Origin of the sequence: Paenibacillus sp. NPDC057934, from assembly GCF_042887565.1 — a bacterium.
In the GTDB taxonomy this organism is placed as follows: Bacteria; Bacillota; Bacilli; order Paenibacillales; family Paenibacillaceae; genus Paenibacillus_AQ.
The window spans coordinates 1-17,101 of record NZ_JBHVPB010000023.1 but is presented as its reverse complement, the minus strand read 5'-3'; the positions used below and the strand labels follow the sequence as shown (position 1 = coordinate 17,101).

14 protein-coding genes and 2 pseudogenes are annotated in these 17,101 nt (G+C 45.2%); 11 read left to right on the top strand and 5 right to left on the bottom strand.

The features are described 5' to 3' along the window. Positions 1 to 197, top strand: a pseudogene (locus ACFVRY_RS29320) (group II intron reverse transcriptase/maturase); the annotation flags it as partial. A 365-nt stretch (positions 198 to 562) separates the two neighbouring features. Here the strand turns inward: ACFVRY_RS29320 and ACFVRY_RS29315 are convergent. Both ACFVRY_RS29315 and ACFVRY_RS29310 read right to left on the bottom strand, forming a co-directional pair. Continuing rightward, positions 563 to 1,627 (bottom strand): phosphodiester glycosidase family protein, encoded by a 1,065-nt coding sequence (locus tag ACFVRY_RS29315; RefSeq protein ID WP_387503756.1) that lies wholly within the window; start codon positions 1,625 to 1,627, stop codon positions 563 to 565. Further along, entirely contained in the window at positions 1,624 to 2,031 is a 408-nt protein-coding gene (locus ACFVRY_RS29310; RefSeq protein WP_387503754.1) for a hypothetical protein, read from the bottom strand. The genes ACFVRY_RS29315 and ACFVRY_RS29310 overlap by 4 nt, the downstream gene beginning before the upstream one ends. A 286-nt stretch (positions 2,032 to 2,317) precedes the next feature. Between ACFVRY_RS29310 and ACFVRY_RS29305 the strand changes: the two genes are divergently transcribed. Together ACFVRY_RS29305 and ACFVRY_RS29300 are read left to right on the top strand one after the other, a co-directional pair. Then, complete coding sequence (locus tag ACFVRY_RS29305; protein ID WP_387503753.1) at positions 2,318 to 2,974, top strand: response regulator transcription factor; 657 nt, start codon at positions 2,318 to 2,320, stop codon at positions 2,972 to 2,974. A 68-nt stretch (positions 2,975 to 3,042) separates the two neighbouring features. Further along, positions 3,043 to 4,260: an aminotransferase-like domain-containing protein gene (locus ACFVRY_RS29300; protein ID WP_387503751.1), complete on the top strand. Its 1,218-nt coding sequence runs from the start codon at positions 3,043 to 3,045 to the stop codon at positions 4,258 to 4,260. A gap of 187 nt (positions 4,261 to 4,447) precedes the next feature. Here the strand turns inward: ACFVRY_RS29300 and ACFVRY_RS29295 are convergent, their stop codons facing one another. Beyond that, entirely contained in the window at positions 4,448 to 5,347 is a 900-nt protein-coding gene (locus ACFVRY_RS29295; protein WP_387503750.1) for a DUF2161 family putative PD-(D/E)XK-type phosphodiesterase, read from the bottom strand. 226 nt (positions 5,348 to 5,573) lie between these two features. Between ACFVRY_RS29295 and ACFVRY_RS29290 the strand changes: the two genes are divergently transcribed. Next, positions 5,574 to 7,469, top strand: coding sequence for a PrkA family serine protein kinase (locus ACFVRY_RS29290; RefSeq protein WP_066373991.1), 1,896 nt, complete (start codon positions 5,574 to 5,576; stop codon positions 7,467 to 7,469). Between the two features lie 103 nt (positions 7,470 to 7,572). Here ACFVRY_RS29290 and ACFVRY_RS29285 read toward each other — a convergent pair whose 3' ends face one another. Continuing rightward, the gene (locus tag ACFVRY_RS29285; protein WP_387503749.1) at positions 7,573 to 8,298 is read right to left on the bottom strand and encodes a hypothetical protein; all 726 of its coding nucleotides are present in this window, start codon (positions 8,296 to 8,298) and stop codon (positions 7,573 to 7,575) included. Between the two features lie 150 nt (positions 8,299 to 8,448). Here ACFVRY_RS29285 and ACFVRY_RS29280 point away from each other — a divergent pair, with 150 nt between their 5' ends. Beyond that, positions 8,449 to 9,372 (top strand): effector binding domain-containing protein, encoded by a 924-nt coding sequence (locus ACFVRY_RS29280; RefSeq protein ID WP_387503748.1) that lies wholly within the window; start codon positions 8,449 to 8,451, stop codon positions 9,370 to 9,372. Between the two features lie 230 nt (positions 9,373 to 9,602). Here ACFVRY_RS29280 and ACFVRY_RS29275 read toward each other — a convergent pair whose 3' ends face one another. Then, on the bottom strand, positions 9,603 to 10,994 hold the full coding sequence (locus ACFVRY_RS29275; protein WP_387503747.1) for a SpoVR family protein: 1,392 nt from the start codon (positions 10,992 to 10,994) through the stop codon (positions 9,603 to 9,605). A 241-nt stretch (positions 10,995 to 11,235) separates the two neighbouring features. Here ACFVRY_RS29275 and ACFVRY_RS29270 point away from each other — a divergent pair. The 6 genes and pseudogenes from ACFVRY_RS29270 to ACFVRY_RS29245 form a co-directional block, all read left to right on the top strand. Then, positions 11,236 to 11,580, top strand: a pseudogene (locus ACFVRY_RS29270) (restriction endonuclease); the annotation flags it as partial. A gap of 173 nt (positions 11,581 to 11,753) precedes the next feature. Further along, positions 11,754 to 14,600: a DUF4116 domain-containing protein gene (locus tag ACFVRY_RS29265; protein WP_387503746.1), complete on the top strand. Its 2,847-nt coding sequence runs from the start codon at positions 11,754 to 11,756 to the stop codon at positions 14,598 to 14,600. A 126-nt stretch (positions 14,601 to 14,726) separates the two neighbouring features. Beyond that, complete coding sequence (locus ACFVRY_RS29260; RefSeq protein ID WP_387503745.1) at positions 14,727 to 15,071, top strand: restriction endonuclease subunit S domain-containing protein; 345 nt, start codon at positions 14,727 to 14,729, stop codon at positions 15,069 to 15,071. Positions 15,072 to 15,091: 20 nt separating this feature from the next. Further along, the gene (locus ACFVRY_RS29255) at positions 15,092 to 15,295 is read left to right on the top strand and encodes a restriction endonuclease subunit S domain-containing protein (protein WP_387503744.1); all 204 of its coding nucleotides are present in this window, start codon (positions 15,092 to 15,094) and stop codon (positions 15,293 to 15,295) included. 203 nt (positions 15,296 to 15,498) lie between these two features. Beyond that, a complete protein-coding gene (locus tag ACFVRY_RS29250) occupies positions 15,499 to 16,500 on the top strand; it encodes a toll/interleukin-1 receptor domain-containing protein (RefSeq protein ID WP_387503743.1) in 1,002 nt (333 codons plus the stop codon). A 12-nt stretch (positions 16,501 to 16,512) separates the two neighbouring features. After that, positions 16,513 to 16,968: a hypothetical protein gene (locus ACFVRY_RS29245; protein WP_387503742.1), complete on the top strand. Its 456-nt coding sequence runs from the start codon at positions 16,513 to 16,515 to the stop codon at positions 16,966 to 16,968. The last annotated feature ends 133 nt before the right edge of the window (positions 16,969 to 17,101 follow it).

The following is a 17,101-nucleotide window of genomic DNA, read 5'->3' as shown; positions in this document are numbered from 1 at the left end:
GGAAGCAATGGAAACGAGTGCGAACACGAATCCGTGAACTTCGGGCACTCGGGGTGCCGGAGTGGGCAGGATTGGCGATGGCAAACTCGCGGCGCGGAGCATGGGAAATGTCCCGGAACACAAATAATGCCCTTCCCACTTCCTACTGGGAAGTGAAAGGGCTGAAAAGTTTGCTTTCACGTTACTTAGAGCTTTGTTACCTTTTGGAACCGCCGTATGCGGACCCGCATGTACGGTGGTGTGAGAGGACGGGGGCTCGCCGCCCCCTCCTACTCGATCAGGCCGGGCTCGCCAGTCGCTTTCCTAAAAGGAGCCAAGCAGTCCTATGTTTGCTTCATGCAGATCAGGAATTCTTTAGAGGCCTTTGGTTTTATCTTCATTGTAAGAAGAAGTCAAAATGCCGGTCAGGAACAGTACGAAAACAAGGGTAACAATCCAAAAGGTCAATGAAAACGACATGCCGGGCACCTCCAAAAGGGACTGTATTCGTTATCATGATTATACCCGTTCATCTGGTAAAAATAAACGTAAATGTGAGAAGTGACATAGACAATCTATCCTATTACTTAAAAAACAGGAAATTTGTAGGCACAGGCCGCAGATTGCCGTCCGAAGGCTTGTTCACCACTCTTCCGTTAAAGATCAGCGAGGAAGAGCCTCCTCCATCTAAATTATACGCATCTATAACTCCCATATTAAAGAGCTTGTCCTGTAATTCCTCTAACGTGGCTCCAGAGCTGCCGTTCTCATTGTATCCGTCGGCGACGAGAATCAGGAGCTGATCGTCTTTATATTTGCCCATCACCGTGCGTGGGGCTCGCTTGGGAGATAACTTCCATTTCTCAGGGATCGGCATTTTCATACTGTCCTTCAAAAGAACAGGAACGAAGGTTGCACCAAATTGTGGTTCCAGCTGGTCCAATTGCTCACGGCTGTAAAATTTACCGCCGATCAGTTGGCCGTTCTTATTCAGTCCGACGAAGCTAAGATCCTTAAAGCTGGATTCAAAGCCGTTCAAATATTGTCCTCCAACTACAGTTGTACTTAACGGATAACGCTTGCCGTCCTTGTCTGCAAAACCACCGGCATTAATTCCGGCGATCGCACCGCTGCGGCTGACGGCCTGCATTGTGGTCTCTGCTCCACTAACCGCATCTGCCAAACTCATGGTCGCAGCTGATGAATCTTTAAGCTTGATTTTCAAGGCATAAGCTTTATAGTTTCCGGGGTTCAACTGGAACAGCTCGATCACAATACGGTCACTGCTGACAACTTCGGAAGGAATGCCGAGCTTCGCGCTAATCCGGCGATTGTAAATGATCTGTGGGCGAGAGGCCTGCGTCTGGGTTGTATTCACAATTTGGTTCATTTCGTTGGTGGTGGCTTTGTAGAGCTTGGCACTGGCACTCACAGAATCTATGGTGTAGGCTGCGGCAGCCTGGGCTTGGATCAGTTCTTGTTTGAGTAAGCCTGTCTCCTTCACAGGTCCCTGAGCAGGAGAGAATTGATCAACATGGAGCTGCAAATCAAGCGGGGGCTGAATCCACCATAGACCAATCAAGAGGCCGATGAACGGAGCGGTAAGCGTCATGAAGAAGCGATTGACTCTTTTGACAGGTGTCATCATTTGAGCAGATCCATTTCTTTCTTGAGTGCATCAAGCTGTTTGCGTACCTCGCTGAGCTGGGTATACAGCTTGTTGCTGTTGTCTGTCTTGGCGCTCGCATTGTCCTTGGTGAAGGTCAGTAGTTCATTGAAAGTCTGCACAGTGCTCTGCAGTTCCTTAACTTCATCAGAGAGGGCGGAGATTCTAGCTTCATAATCGGTCTTCAAAACGGTAAGCTGCTGCTGGCTTTGTGCGCTGAGCTGACTCAGCACTTGCTGCTTCAGATGGTTGGTGTAGCTGTATACGGCATAAACGCCAATTCCGATCAACACAACCCAGAACAGTAAAAACCATTTTACGGAAGAGCCGTTTCTCGCAGCTGTGCGGCGCGATTGAACCGGTGTCGTTTCCGCTAGCGGTTGCATTTTATCACCTCGGGGCTTGTTCTTTTCAAGTCCCCATTCTATCAGACTTTGATTATTTTCGCAAAAATGTAAGAGAGTCAGATCATGATAAAAAATAATTGCATCCTATTAAACTACTGCGATACAATTTGCTATAGATTGGAATATCTGTGGGACGTATTCAAGGTAAGTAATAGAGAGAGTTAGGCCAATAAGACATCATACATCCTTGCTTGCGTCAAACCGGAACCGCCTCGGCGCTTTCCATTCTGGGTAAATACATATATAGCAGGAGGTCTGGGCGTCAATGATGAAGGTTTGGCAGGTGGTCATTGTGGGATGTCATCCCACAAGCATGCTAGGAACGAAGTTGATTCTGGAAGAAGGGGGAGAACTGAAGGTTCTCGGAATGTATTCTACATGGACCGAAGGGGCCGCAGTAGTGCGGGAGAAGCAGCCTGATCTGGTGCTTACCGATTATCAAATGCCAGATGGAGAGGTAGAGAGTGTGCTGTTTGACATGAAAAACAGTTCGCCAGCCTCTCATTTTGTTGTTATGACCGACGAAGACGGCAGAGAACTGCTGCAATCATTTATAGAACTTGGAGCCAGCGGCATACTATCCAAAGGCGCATCCCCCGGACAATTGCTGCAGCTAATCAAAGGATTGCGTGAAGGCTTTATCTCCATACCGCTAGAATGGATCAAGAAGGGCTTCTGGCCGATATCCCCATCCAAAGGACTCGACAGCGTTCTGCAATTAACCCAGACAGAGACTTTTATAATGGAACGAATTGTGCAGGGGATTACGTATGACAAAATTGCGCTGGAGATTGATGTGAGCCGTCGTTCCATTGATAATTACCTTCGCAAAATCTATGTGAAGCTGGATGTCACCACAAGGGCACAAGCGATTGAGAAATTCGCGCTCTTTTCCAGACAGCACCGACAAATCTACGCTTGAACTAGAGCAGGGCGACATAATGCTGGCAGGGCCTGAATATTCTTGGAACGAGGGAGGGGGGATTTCGCATGAAATATGACTTTTCCGCACGTGCTCACACGCTGTTGTCATCGCAGCTCCTGAGCATACGTACCCAAACGCGGAGAGGCTCCATGATATCGCTAGCCGAAGAATTACCTGCGGAAGAGTTATTCCCACTATCCTTGCTGGCTGAGACAGCTTCCACGGTCATCTCTGCCGATGCCGGTGCGCTCCAGTATGGAGACCCGGAAGGATATGGGCCACTGCGTGAATGGTTAACAGGAGACTGGTTAAAAGCCAAAGGAGTGGCCGTCGCCGAAGGCGGAGTGCTACTGACAACAGGTAGCCAGCAAGCTATTGATCTGCTATCCCGGGTCTATATTGATCCAGGGGACTGTGTGCTGGTCGAAAATCCGACTTCGCCAGGTATGCTCCAGGCGCTGCGGATGCAGGGTGCTGTGATTATTCCAGTCCAGGGCGACAGGGATGGATTGCTTCCGGATCATCTGCGAAGCCAGATCCTTCAGTACCGTCCCAAGATGCTGTATGCAGCACCGAGCTTTACCAATCCAAGCGGAGTTCTATGGAACCTTACACGGCGCAAGGAAATTCTGGAGCTGTGTATCGCGCATGATGTGCTGATTGTAGAGGATGACTCTTACGGAGATCTTCACTTTGAGCGGTACAATGAGCATCCTCTCGGCAAGTATCCGTCGCTGTATGCGCTGGAAAATGTCAGCGATGGTGGACATGTACTCTACATCGGCTCTTTCAGCAAAACGGTTGCTCCTGCGCTACGCACGGGCTGGGCGGCTGGTAGTCGTGAGCTGATCTCTGTAATGGCTGCGGCAAAACAAATGGCGGACTGGCAGTCGAGTTCTCTGAACCAGCGGCTATTGCATCATCTGCTGGATGTCTCCGCATTTGATCTGCGGGAGCATATCAAGCTGCTGAACCGGGAGTATCATACACGCTTCAAGTTGATGATCGAGCTGCTAAAGCGACCCGCCTGGAAGCAGAGCTCATATGAGCTTCCCGTAGGGGGCATGTTCCTCTGGGTGTCCCTTCCAGATGGAATGGACGTCCATGCGTTGCTCCGCTGCGCGCTTGGCAAAGGCGTTGCCTTTCTGCCTGGACCTTTGTGCAGCGTGGATGGCGGAGGACAATATATCCGCTTGAACTTTACCCATCCGGGCCGCGACGAACTGCTGCTCGGCATGAACCTGATGAGCGAGGCGGTTACCGAGTTTACCGCCCGTAGTTAAAGCGCTGGTCGGGTGTACGGTAACCCGGAACAGGCGTGATTTGAATAACGTGAAGAAGCATCCCGTGGGCCGGGATGCTTTTTGTTATGGGGCGGCGGGGCTTGGACGCCGCCCTGGTCGCTTGCGGAGCCGTACACGCACGCAAGCGATTCTTTCGCGCCGCCGGAAGCCTCTGACGGCGCTGCTGTTACACGCCCGCTGTCCGGTTCCCCGTGACAGCGGCATATTCCACCAGGGCGGCCTGCCCGCCCTTGGTGAGGGTGTAGCGGCCACGGGTGATCCGCAGGAACCAGCCGTAGTAGTTGTGCTGCAGGATGGCCGCTGCGCCGGGCACTCCGCTGCGCTTGCGCAGCTCCGCCGGAGTGATGCCGGCGGAGCGCTCTGCCGCCGCGCTGCCAGCGGCGGCAATCTCAGGCCGGGCAGCTAGCAGCTGCTGCCCGGCCTGGCTTGCTTCCGCTGCGTCGGCCGAAGCGGACCCGGGCGGCTGCTGCGCAGCAGCCGCCTCATCTCGTTCAGCGCTGCCGCGCGCTGAACGGACTCCCTGCAGCTCGGCTTCCGCCTCCTGCAGTGCCAGGGCCACGCGCAGCGCCTTCTCACGATAGGCGGTGACGAGCTTAACGCCCGTGCTGCCGCCGGTGTTGTAGTCGCCGCTGCGCTCGTGGAATTCATAGAGCAGGCGCTCGCGCCGCCGGCCGCCGCTGCGCTGAGCGGGCAGGGTCTCGTCCGGCTCGGCCAACACTTCTACCACCGGGGCCTTCGTCTTGTAGAAAGTCACGGTGATGAGACCGAGACCAAGCCTGCGGCAGAGTCCGCTCAATTCGCCCCAGCGCTGATTCACCGCTCCCTTCTTGTCCCGATTGCGTTCAACCGCAAGATAGACGCTTGGGCTAAGCTTCAGCCGTTCAACCCCCTGCAGCAGCAGGGCAAGGTTGAAAGATTTTTTCATCTCCACAATCAGAGGCGGTTCTCCGCTCTCCCGGATGCCAACCAGGTCGCAGGTCCGCACCTCGCCCTTGATCTCATAGCCCTGCTTTTCAAAAAAAACTTTCAATGGAGCATACAGCTCCGTCTCATGCCGAACGGCCATAGTTTGTCACTCCTGTACCCCATATTTGCAGGGTCTGCTGCCCGATATTTAAAACAAGCATGATCGCCCATCTCTAACTTTGTAGGGTGATTTACTGATTCTCTATTATAGCACAGCAAAAAATAGGTCAACTATTCGGGGCTTGCCGCATAGGTATGTAATACACTTTTGAAAGCCATTTGGAGCCATAGAGGAGCAATAGGAGCGCAAGAGGAGGCAGCGAGCAATGGACATTTTTGAGCGTATAGCTTCGTATCGGGCTGAGAACGACCGTTTGGCGTGGAACGGCACCTTCAAGGATTATGTTGAACTGCTGAAGAAAGACCCATCTCCCGCCAAAACCGCTCACGCCCGTGTATACGACATGATCAAATCTCACGGCGTAGAGGAAATTAATGGACGCAAAAGGTATAAGTTTTTTGAACAAGAGATTTTTGGTCTGGACCGGGCCGTGGAAAAGCTGGTGGAGGAATACTTCCATTCGGCCGCGCGGCGCCTGGATGTTCGCAAACGGATTCTGCTGCTGATGGGGCCTGTCAGCGGAGGGAAATCGACACTCGTTACGCTGCTCAAACGCGGCCTGGAGCAATATTCAAGAACACCGGAAGGTGCTGTGTATGCTGTTGAGGGCTGCCCGATGCATGAGGACCCACTGCATTTGATCCCGCATGAGCTGCGTCCCGAGATTGAGCGGGAGCTTGGTGTGCGCATCGAGGGCAACCTGTGCCCGTCCTGCCAAATGCGGCTGAAGAACGAATACGGTGGCGACATTGAGAAGGTTGGCGTAGTACGTGTTGTTTTGTCAGAGGAAGAACGGGTGGGTATCGGTACCTTCAGTCCATCCGATCCAAAGTCGCAGGATATTGCCGATCTGACCGGCAGCATTGACTTCTCCACCATTACCGAATTCGGCTCGGAATCCGATCCGCGCGCATACCGTTTCGACGGGGAATTGAATAAAGCTAACCGGGGACTGATGGAATTCCAGGAGATGCTGAAATGCGATGAGAAATTCCTCTGGAACCTGCTGTCACTGACTCAAGAGGGAAACTTCAAGGCTGGGCGGTTCGCGTTAATTAGTGCGGATGAGCTGATCGTGGCCCATACCAACGAAACGGAGTACAAATCCTTTATCTCCAATAAAAAGAATGAGGCGCTGCAGTCCCGCATGATCGTCATGCCCGTTCCGTACAATCTCAGAGTCTCTGAAGAGGAAAAGATTTATGCGAAGCTCATTTCCCAGAGCGACATGAAGCATGTGCATATTGCTCCCCACGCGCTGCGTGCAGCGGCGATTTTCTCGATCCTGACCCGTCTGAAGGAGAGCAAGAAGCAGGGAATGGATCTCATCAAGAAGCTGCGGATGTACGACGGGGAAGAGGTCGAGGGCTACAAGGAAGCGGACCTGAAGGAAATGCAAACCGAATATCAGGACGAAGGGATGTCCGGCATCGACCCACGCTATGTCATCAACCGGATCTCCAGTGCGCTGATCAAAGGCGATTTGCAGTGCATGAACGCACTGGATGTGCTGCGGGCGATCAAGGATGGTCTGGATCAGCACCCTTCCATCACCAAGGAGGAGCGGGAACGGTATCTGAACTTTATCTCCATTGCCCGCAAGGAATACGATGTTTTGGCGAAAAGCGAAGTGCAAAAGGCATTCGTCTATTCCTTCGAGGAGTCGGCCAAAACGTTGTTCGAGAATTATCTTGACAACATCGAGGCATTCTGCAACTGGGCCAAAATCCGTGATCCCCTCACCGATGAGGAAATGGAACCGGATGAGCGGCTGATGCGCTCCATTGAAGAGCAGATCGGCATCTCCGAGAATGCCAAGAAGGCGTTCCGGGAAGAGATTCTAATTCGAATCTCCGCCTACTCCCGTAAAGGCAAAAAGTTCGAATACAACAATCATGATCGCTTGCGTGAAGCTATCGAAAAGAAGCTGTTCGCCGATCTCAAGGATATTGTCAAAATCACCACCTCTTCCAAAACACCGGACGAGAGCCAGCTGAAACGGATCAACGAGGTGACGAGACGTCTCATCGACGAGCACAACTACTGCCCGGTATGCGCCAATGAACTGCTGCGCTATGTGGGAAGCCTGCTGAACCGCTAATAAATATTTAATTTTAACAGTAAGTAACTTAAGGGACAGCAGCTATATAATTTAAAAAGGACTATCCTAAGCCGTCACAACTGGCTTTGGATAGTCCTTTTCTTTATTCGACCGAATCCTTGGATTCATTGATTTTGCCGCCTAAATTAAAGCCTAACTCCCCGTTATATTTGCCCAGGTGTCCGTTGACTCCAAGCCCTGCTCCTTGACCGCCACCAAACTGGGCTTTGGCCTGTGCGCCGACACCATTATCTCCTCCCAGATGCAATCCGGTATTGAATCCGGCGCCCTGACTTTGGCTCAAGTGCCCTTCTGCGTTAGCGTTTAAGCCGTACTGACCGCCTAGTTGCGCTTCAGTATTAAATCCGACGCCTTGACCAGCGCTGAGATGCGAATTCGCTTGTGCATTAATTCCGTATTGGCCCAAGGCTTGCGCCTCAGTATTGAACCCAAGGCCCTGACTACTGTCCAGATGAGCGTTGCCTTGCGCATGGATGCCATATTGCTCTGACCCCAGGTGGGCATCGGCATGCGTACCTACGCCATTGTAGTTTAGATGTCCACCGGCATTAAAGCCAACGCCGTGCTTACCGCCGATATCCGCTCCTGTTTTTACAGTAACGCCTTGTCCGTTGCCCACACTTGCGTTCAATTGACCATTCACAATATGTTGTTTCGAGTTCTGGGTGTTTTGGGGAGGAGGCGTTGTACTGCCTTCCGAGCGGTGATGAAAGTAATGACAATAAGGGTACTGAATGTAACGAGGTGTATATAGATAAACTGGCTGTTGATGATATTGACGGTTTGGATATGGATTCCCATAGGTCATGTGAAATACCTCCATTAGTAAGATAATGATATCAGCCTATTCTATTCATGATGGAACCTGAATGACACAGCATAAAGCGCTGAGAACATCCTCCCAGACCCTATTTTTTCAGCAAAACAGGAACAGTCACCTTGGCAGCCAATTGCTATAATGAAATCACCGTACGGGGAAAGGCTGGGTGAGTGCTTGAATTACAGTAAGGATATTGAGCGATGCATCGAATACATTGAACAAAATATTAAAGAAAATTTAACAGCTGAAAATATTGCCGCCGCATCCGGGTACTCGTTATATCATTTTTGCCGGGTGTTCAGTTTGTGCAAAGAGATGACGGTAATGGAGTATGTGCGGAGCCGGAGGCTGTCCTTGGCCTCAATTGAATTATTTAATGGAAGAAGGATCATAGATATCGCGCAGGATTATGGCTTTGAGACACAGTTTGCCAAGGCATTCCGCAAAGCTTTTGGCTACAGTCCCTCGCAGTATGCTGCACGGATGGACGGATTTCTTCAGAATGAATCTATTTTCGAAATCGGAGGTTATTTGATGAATCCTGTTATTGTAAAAAAGCCAGCGTTCAAAGTTGCCGGTTATGGAATCCAAACGAATGTGGCTGAAGGTAACTATACGAAGGAAGTCGCTTCTTTCTGGAGTCAATATGAAGGAGAAAATTTGGAATCCAAAATGTACAAGATTCTGAATCCGCCTAAGCATGGGGAGGTCGGGCTGTGTATTCCTGCCTTGGATAGCAGTAACGCCACATATCTGCTGGGTGTGATTGTAGAAGACTTCAAGCAGGTGACTGGGGATATGCTGACTGCGAGCGTCCCTGAAGCCGAATATGCTGTGTTTACTACGCCACCCGTGGATACCTCGGAGGGTAAGGATCAGAGGGATTTTGTTCAGGTGATTAAGAGCACTTGGAAGTATATTTTTGAAGACTGGTTTCCTGGGAGCAATTATATATATGATGAAGGTAAACTGGACTTTGAGTTCTACGACGAGCGCTGCCATTCTCGGGTGGACACGGTCATGGAGATTTACGTGCCTGTAAAAGAGCGAATGGAGCAATAAAAATCCGTGTGTCTGATGCGGTTCGGTTAATAACCTAACTGCGGATGGTTTGGACTTCTACGCCGCTCCACAATATTTGTCTGGTAGTAATCCTATTGTATCGGTCGTCAAAAAGGCCCGCAGCGCACTAAAGTGCGAACGGGCTTTTTCTGTAGCTATGCATCTTCTTGCAATTTCCGCACCGCGTGCGCCTCCCGGCGCTTGACCCAAGGCGGTGGTCAAACCTCTTGTTACACAAACCGCCTCTGTACCTTTTTTCCGTCATAGGTGAACAGTGCCTTCTTTTCCTCCACAACCGTCTGCAAATGCACAGTACGGCCCCACAAGTTGTAGATATGCGGGAGTGTCCGTTCCAGATATTTCAGGTCCAGCTCAATACTCTCGTACTGATGCTCAATATACAGCTCCCCGTTCCGCTCATAATCCGCGTCCTTGATGACGAGGTAAGGGGAGCCGCCGTTCACACGGGCAAGTACGAGCTGATCCCGGACATTTTCCCAGGCCTTGTCGGTAATTTTCCACTCCGGACCTTTCTTCTCGAAGACATAAAGATCTAGATCATTGACCAGTTCCTTTGACAAATAACTGCGGATAAAAGAGGTGTCGGAATCCAGCTCACGTACCTCGAAGATTTTATCGCGGTCCCAGCGGCGCTCAATATCTTCGAATATTTTCAGGCCGAGGTAGTACGGGTTCAGACTCTGGCGGGATGGTTGAACGACTGAGGAATTCAGCTTGGCGTATTCCACCGTTTCCTCCGACGTCAGGTCAAGCTCCCGTATGATCCGCTGATGCCAGTAGGAGGCCCAGCCTTCGTTCATGATTTTCGTCTCCATCTGCGGCCAGAAGTAAAGCATTTCGTCATGCAGCATCGTCATAATGTCACGCTGCCAATCTTCTAAGACGGTTGAATATTGCTGTATGAACCAGACCATATCTTTTTCAGGCTCGGGTGGAAAAGCTCGCTTCCCAGTAGGTGCTTCCTGAGGACCAGTATTTGTTTTATCTAGATTCCATAACTCATCGTAGGGATTAGATGGTTTGGAGCCACCAGGAGGGGCATCCTTACGTTCTTTCATTTTGGCTTCTAGTAGATGTGTTTTGCCCAACTTACGAGGCTGAATCAGGCTGGGATCGATATGCTCCTGAATGGCCAGCACGGAGTCGATGAAGCTCTCGACAGCCTCTGTGCCGTAGGTTACTGAATAGCCGGCGATCCGATCTGCTGTAGCTGACATGCTCTCAACCATATCTCGGTTGGACATGGAGAATCGCATATTATTTTTGAAAAAATCACAGTGCGCTAGCACGTGAGCAACGATAAGCTTGTTCTGTATCAGCGAGTTTCCGTCTAGCAGAAAGGCATAACAAGGGTTGGAATTAATGACGAGCTCATATATTTTACTCAGCCCGAAATCGTATTGGGATTTCATTTTATGAAAAGTTTTGCCGAAGCTCCAGTGACCAAACCGTGTAGGCATTCCATAAGCACCGAAGGTGTAGATAATATCTGCGGGGCAGATTTCATATCTCATAGGATAAAAATCCAAGCCAAAGCCAGTGGCAATCTCCGTAATCTCAGCGATTGCACGCTCCAGCGTATTAATTTCGTTGCTTGGCATGATTCCGTTGCTCCTTCCTATATAAATCCGTTGCTCAGCGTAGTTCATATTATGTATATGGGTAGTGTGAGGGCAATATGACGGTGGAAGTATAGGGATAATACAGGCAACCCTATTAGAAGTAACTTGGAGATTAAGGAGTAACGCGGTTGTAAGTGAGGAATGGGGTGGATATGTTCTAGGAAAAATAAATGAGTCGATGATTCGTACAAAGCTCGTTTAGCAATTTAGCGAATTTGAAGAGTATATGGCACGTGTATTTCGTTGTGCTGGGTTTGACAGTGAGGTAACTAAGCGTACTGGAGATGGTGGCAAAGATATTATTCTTCGAAGCAATGGGGAAGTACGATTAGTGGCGTGCAAAAGATACACAACGACAAAAGTGGGTAGACCAGATATTCAAAAGTTTCACAGCGCGATGATTGATTGCAATGCAGTTGAAGGATTCTATATAACAACAGGCCAGTTCACTAAGCAGGCATTAGAATGTACAGAGAATAAATCAATTCTGACCGTTAACGGTGAACAACTACTAAATTTAATCGAGCAATATGTTGGATTTGAAAAAGGGGTTCTTGAACATTGAGTTCAAGAACCCCTTTTTGGGGTGAACGAGTGTTCCTCTGAGTATAGAGGATTCAGCACTCAGTATGTAGAAAGATAACTCTTAACCTATAAGTGATGAGCTTCATTGAATATAGTATAAATTATGCTTGAAATGAGTGTGAAATAATACATAACAAGGAAGTGTAAAACAAAATGCCAAATTTGGTTGTCAGAAACAATGAAGAAGATATTCTCTCGGAGATTCGAAAAGATGGTTTTTATATTAAAAGAGTAGAAAAGACACCAGAAAGATGTATCCTTGCGGTTCAGCAGACAGGGTTTGCCTTACAGGCAATTCCTAAAACTATGCATACTCCTGAATTATGCTTAGAGGCTGTGAAACAGAAAGGCAGGGCGATTTTCTATATTTCGGAAGACCTAATGAATATGGAAATCTGTATGGAGGCTGTTAAAAATGACGGAACGGCCTTAATGTATGTACCAAAGGAATTTCGTAATAGTGAATTATATGTAGAAGCGGTAAGACAAAACGGACTAATTCTTCGCCGTATTCCTAAGGAAGAAAGATCAGAGGACCTTTGTGCTGTAGCTATTTCACAAAATGGTAGAGCACTAGAATATGTTCCAGAAACACTTATTTCAAAAGAAATTATCGAGAAAGCCGTTAAGCAGAATGGTTTGGCTTTAGAGTTTGTGCCAGGAAATCGTAAAAGTAAAAAATTATGTGCGCAAGCAGTCGATAACAATGCATTAGCCTTAGAATTTGTACCAGATCGATTTAAATCAAAAGAGCTTTGTGAATTGGCGGTGTATAGTAATTGGCAATCTTATTTGTACATACAGGAAAGTATGTATTCGCCACAAGCGTGCTTATTCTTTTTAGATAGCCTTAATCATAAATTTATTGATCGTGCAGATATGTCTTCTAGTGATCGTTCGTATATCAGAGCAATTGTTAGACGTTTTCCAGAAGAAATTAACAGCGATCCACAAATAATTAAATTGGAACGACAATTAGGGGTAAGAACATTAAAACTGAAATTTTACGAAAAAGAAAGTGGGAAATTTATTGTAAAGGAACAAATTCACTATAGAGAAGAAAGTGAAACTGTTGAATTTGACTCTTTTGCACATTTCTATGATTATGTGGGCGAAAATTTAGAAAATGCGGATTTATATGATTGCGATTTTTTGAATGTCAACCTGTCCGACTTTAACATAGAAGGAGCTTTAGTTAGCAACGATGTCTTGCTGGCACAACAGCTTTATGATGATTCGTTTTATAATGCTACCGTTAGAGAGTATAATGAAGATTTTGGTTTAATGCTATCCGCCGAAAACGAGGTTGTTGAAGCTTGTGCCGTTTTGCATGATTCCGATATTGCTTTTACTCTGAATGATAACACAAGAAAAATTTACTATGTAAGTGACATACACATAAACCATAAGCTTATTAAAAGATTCCCAGAGCGTGCAACAAAGCAGGAGGTAATATGGTTTATTCGAAATTTAGTTCGTCACATGGTTGATACAGCTACGCAGAAATCCTCAGCTGATTACTTGTTAATAGCGGGGGATGTTTCTTTTAATTACGAAAACTCAGTTATTTTTTATGAGGAATTGGCGAAGTTATGGAATCCGAGTCATATTGTAGTCGTACTTGGAAATCATGAATTATGGGACTTTAACCGAAATGGAAAACCATATGATTATAGCAAGGGGTTAGATGATATTGTTTATAAATATCGGGAGCTATTCTCTACGCTTAATATCTGTTTTTTGCATAACGAGTTATTAATACTGAAGGATGGGCAGCAGGTAGTCATTAAAGAAGAAGAATTATTAACATTACCAGCAGAAACACTGAAAGAAATTTGTTTGAAAAGTTCGCTTAACATCTTGGGTGGATTGGGTTTTTCAGGATATAGTTCAAGCTTTAATGCAACGAAAGGAATCTATAGAAATACGATTACATCTTTGGCAGAGGATATTGAGCAAACCAAACGTTTTGAAAAAAACTATACGATATTAAACAATGCGATTAGTATCAAGCCAATTATTGTTTTAACCCATACCCCCAAGGACAACTGGAGTAGAGAGATCTACAATCCTCAATGGATATATGTAAATGGTCATACTCATCGAAATGAGTATTGTTGTTCTGAAGATCGTACAGTATATGCAGATAATCAAATTGGATATCAGGGTCTAAAGGCTGGATTGAAGCATTTTACACTTTCTGGCAAATGCGATGTTTTTCTGTATTATCCAGATGGGATTCATACTATTACGCGGGAGCAATATATAGATTTTAATAGGGTTTTAGGGATCAATATGACCTTTAATAGAACAAGCGGTAATATCCATATGCTCAAAAGATCTGGTATTTATTGTTTCATATATGAAAATGGCAAGAAGAGAAAATTGAGTTTATTGAGTGGGGGTGCACCAAAATCATTAGAATATAATGACTTAGAGTATTATTTTGAAAGGATGACCTATTACTCTGATGCTGTTAAGTTAATATTTGCGGGTTATTACAAAGCACTAAATTCAATATCGAATAGCATTAAGGCATTTGGTGGGTCAGGTAATATACATGGCTGTATTGTTGATATTGATTTCTTTAATCATGTATATCTAAACCCTGGGGACGGAACATTGACGCCGTATTATGCTGAGTCCATGATTGATAAGTACGAATTCCAAAATATTAAAGCTCTATTGAAAGCAAAACGGCCCGATTTGCATAGAAAATACGAAAAACTTTTAAATGCTGGTACAGAAACGGCTTTGCAGTTGAGGGAGAATCTGAATGTTAATAGCATAGAAATATCGCAGTATGTGCCAGAGACTTTAATGTATGGACCATCAAGAATAATGAGGTCTCTGCAATATTTAATGGATGTTAATGTTATACGGCATTGGAACGATGAAGTGATAGGATTATTTGAAAAAGGTGATCACGAGTTAGATAAAAGTTCAGCCAGCATACCTTATGTAGCGTTGCCAGATCATAATAATAAGTGTTCCTCATGACAGTGTGCCGTCTCAAATGTAGTTTATCTACAAGGGGCGGCTTCTTTGGGCAAAAACCAGCTTTGGTTCAATAGCCGCGAATGAGAAATATGCACTTACATTGGACCTTTTGGAAGCAATTTAAAAGTGCATGATTATAGAGAAGAAGGAGTTCCTTTAATATTTGTAAGGAATATTCGAAGTTCTAATTATGATCTAAATAATAAATTTGTTAGTGAAGAAAAAGCGGAAGAACTTAAAGCTCATATGGTGGGGAGCGGGGACATATTAATTACAAAAATGGGTGATCCATCTGGAGACTCCGATATATGTCCTGAGAGTGTTGAGAGAGCTATTATTACAGCAGATTGTATAAAGTTACGAGTGAATACCAAAATAGTTAGTAGGAAATATATTTTATATGCAATTAGATCGGATTTTGTTCAGAAACAAATTAGGAAAGAAAGTAAAGAGGTAGCCCAACAAAAATAAGCTTACAAGCTTTAAAAAATATGAATGTAATTATTACTCCTTATGAAGAGCAGCTTAATTTAGTTGAACTTTTAGAAGGCTTTATGGAAAAAGAGAAGGAGTCACTTGAAAATTTGGAGTCAATGAAGGATCGTTTGAATGCATTAGAACAAGCGATATTGTCTAAAGCATTTAGAGGACAACTGGGAACTAATGATCCTTTTGAGGATAACACTATTGAATAATAGTAACGATCTTCAGGTCAATGATATAAAATTAATGAATCGACTATGCTCCATTCCATTTTGTTTGTAGACTCACGATAAATTGTATTTCTTGAAATTTAAAAGCAACTCGATGTGAGTGATCTAAAACAATTTGTCGATACAGAACTTGTGTTCTATAATGATGGTTGAAGAAAGTTAACGATTATTGTTGGAGGGGTTAAATGGACAAAAGATATACTGCTTTCATTAGCTATAGTTGGGACGGACATTCACATGAACAATGGATTAGATCTCTTGTAAATGACTTGCGATCACAGGGTGGTGTGGATGCTACCTGTGATCAATTTGAGGTTCAAGATAAGACAGTGAATTTAAATACTATGATGATAAAAGCGATACGTGATAATGATTACGTTATTGTAGTACTCACTAAATCGTATGCCCAAAAATCAGACAGTTTGCAAGGTGGAGTTGGCTTTGAAACTGTGTTATCCTTACCAGCCTTGAGGACAGATCCTGATAAATTCATCTTTGTTATGCGTGAGGGAGATTATTCGGATGTGTTTCCATACCATTTGCGTGATTATTATGCCATCAACTTTAGTCAGGATACAGAATATAAGTCAAAATTGGATGAATTAATTCGACGTATCTACAAAAAAGGTAAATTTGAAAAAGCTCCATTAGGAGACATTCCCGATTTTGGTGTAAGGGACCAGATTAATTCACAGTTGCAAGCAGTTGAAGCATTGAAAATAAAGAGTGTTTTCGATGATTTGGAATTACCTATTGCGAGAGGCGTAAGCGATTTGGATAAAAAGAAATTTATTAACCAGAGTTTTATTGATATTTGTGATCTGTTTGGACAACTATTTAATCAAATGAGTAAAAAACTCTCTGGATTCGAATTTAGTAATGATAAAATTGATAACCAGAAAGAAGTGTTTTTTCTTTATTTGAACGGGACTCAAGTATCAGGTGTGAAAATTTGGATTGGTGGTTTAGGGCATGGCTCTTCTTCAATCTGCCTAAGTTATGGTAACCATATAAGTACGAGGTCAGACAGTTCTATGAATGAGATTATTAATATTCACGTAGACCAGAATAACCAACTCTCACTCGAAATGACACTAAGCTTTATGACAAAGGACAAAGCGGTTACTCCAGAACAAATAGTGCGAGCAATTTGGTCATCTTCATTAGCACAATCATTTAAATCATAATGATTTGGAAGGGTGAATAATCTGTTTAAACCTGATAATTATGATGACTTTATTCATTGGTTGAGAAATTATAATGTTGGTAAACAGGTTCTTGATGCAACTGGATTGGATAATTTCGAGAATGAAAGTTTTCTAGCAAAATTAAATTACGAACAAACAGGCTTTATTTTTCTTTCACTTGATTCAACTGGGCTAACGCAAGGTGAAATAATTATGGATGATAAGTCTGATAATCGCGTAGTTTTGAAACGAATAAATATAAAGGAAGTTGTAAATGTTGAGTGTAGTCTTTCTGACTACACTGAAACTTATCATGGGCACCAGTTTAATCAGATTCAATACTCGGTTTTTCTTCGTAATGGAAATAGATTAGAACTTAGATCTACAGATTATGTCACGAAATACGAAAGAAATAGTTCGCAGAAGTTTATGGAGTTAGGTAGGCGTTTACTTAATAAATTTAGATAAATCAATAATGTATACCTTGAAAAACCGCCCCTATGTTGTGAAGTGACCCCATAAAGTTAGACAGGTTATATGATTAGGCGATTCGTTGGGCATGAGTTCGGTACTGTACCGGACTCATGCCTTTTAGTTTTGC

Bases quoted from the DNA above. Each gene is read 5' to 3' on its own strand.
- ACFVRY_RS29255 (WP_387503744.1), top strand. From the start codon at position 15,092: ATGAATGTAATTATTACTCCTTATGAAGAGCAGCTTAATTTAGTTGAA.
- ACFVRY_RS29315 (WP_387503756.1), bottom strand. From the start codon at position 1,627: ATGATGACACCTGTCAAAAGAGTCAATCGCTTCTTCATGACGCTTACC.
- ACFVRY_RS29295 (WP_387503750.1), bottom strand. From the start codon at position 5,347: ATGGCCGTTCGGCATGAGACGGAGCTGTATGCTCCATTGAAAGTTTTT.
- ACFVRY_RS29280 (WP_387503748.1), top strand. From the start codon at position 8,449: ATGAAATCACCGTACGGGGAAAGGCTGGGTGAGTGCTTGAATTACAGT.
- ACFVRY_RS29285 (WP_387503749.1), bottom strand. From the start codon at position 8,298: ATGACCTATGGGAATCCATATCCAAACCGTCAATATCATCAACAGCCA.
- ACFVRY_RS29305 (WP_387503753.1), top strand. From the start codon at position 2,318: ATGATGAAGGTTTGGCAGGTGGTCATTGTGGGATGTCATCCCACAAGC.
- ACFVRY_RS29310 (WP_387503754.1), bottom strand. From the start codon at position 2,031: ATGCAACCGCTAGCGGAAACGACACCGGTTCAATCGCGCCGCACAGCT.
- ACFVRY_RS29275 (WP_387503747.1), bottom strand. From the start codon at position 10,994: ATGCCAAGCAACGAAATTAATACGCTGGAGCGTGCAATCGCTGAGATT.
- ACFVRY_RS29300 (WP_387503751.1), top strand. From the start codon at position 3,043: ATGAAATATGACTTTTCCGCACGTGCTCACACGCTGTTGTCATCGCAG.
- ACFVRY_RS29265 (WP_387503746.1), top strand. From the start codon at position 11,754: ATGCCAAATTTGGTTGTCAGAAACAATGAAGAAGATATTCTCTCGGAG.
- ACFVRY_RS29290 (WP_066373991.1), top strand. From the start codon at position 5,574: ATGGACATTTTTGAGCGTATAGCTTCGTATCGGGCTGAGAACGACCGT.
- ACFVRY_RS29250 (WP_387503743.1), top strand. From the start codon at position 15,499: ATGGACAAAAGATATACTGCTTTCATTAGCTATAGTTGGGACGGACAT.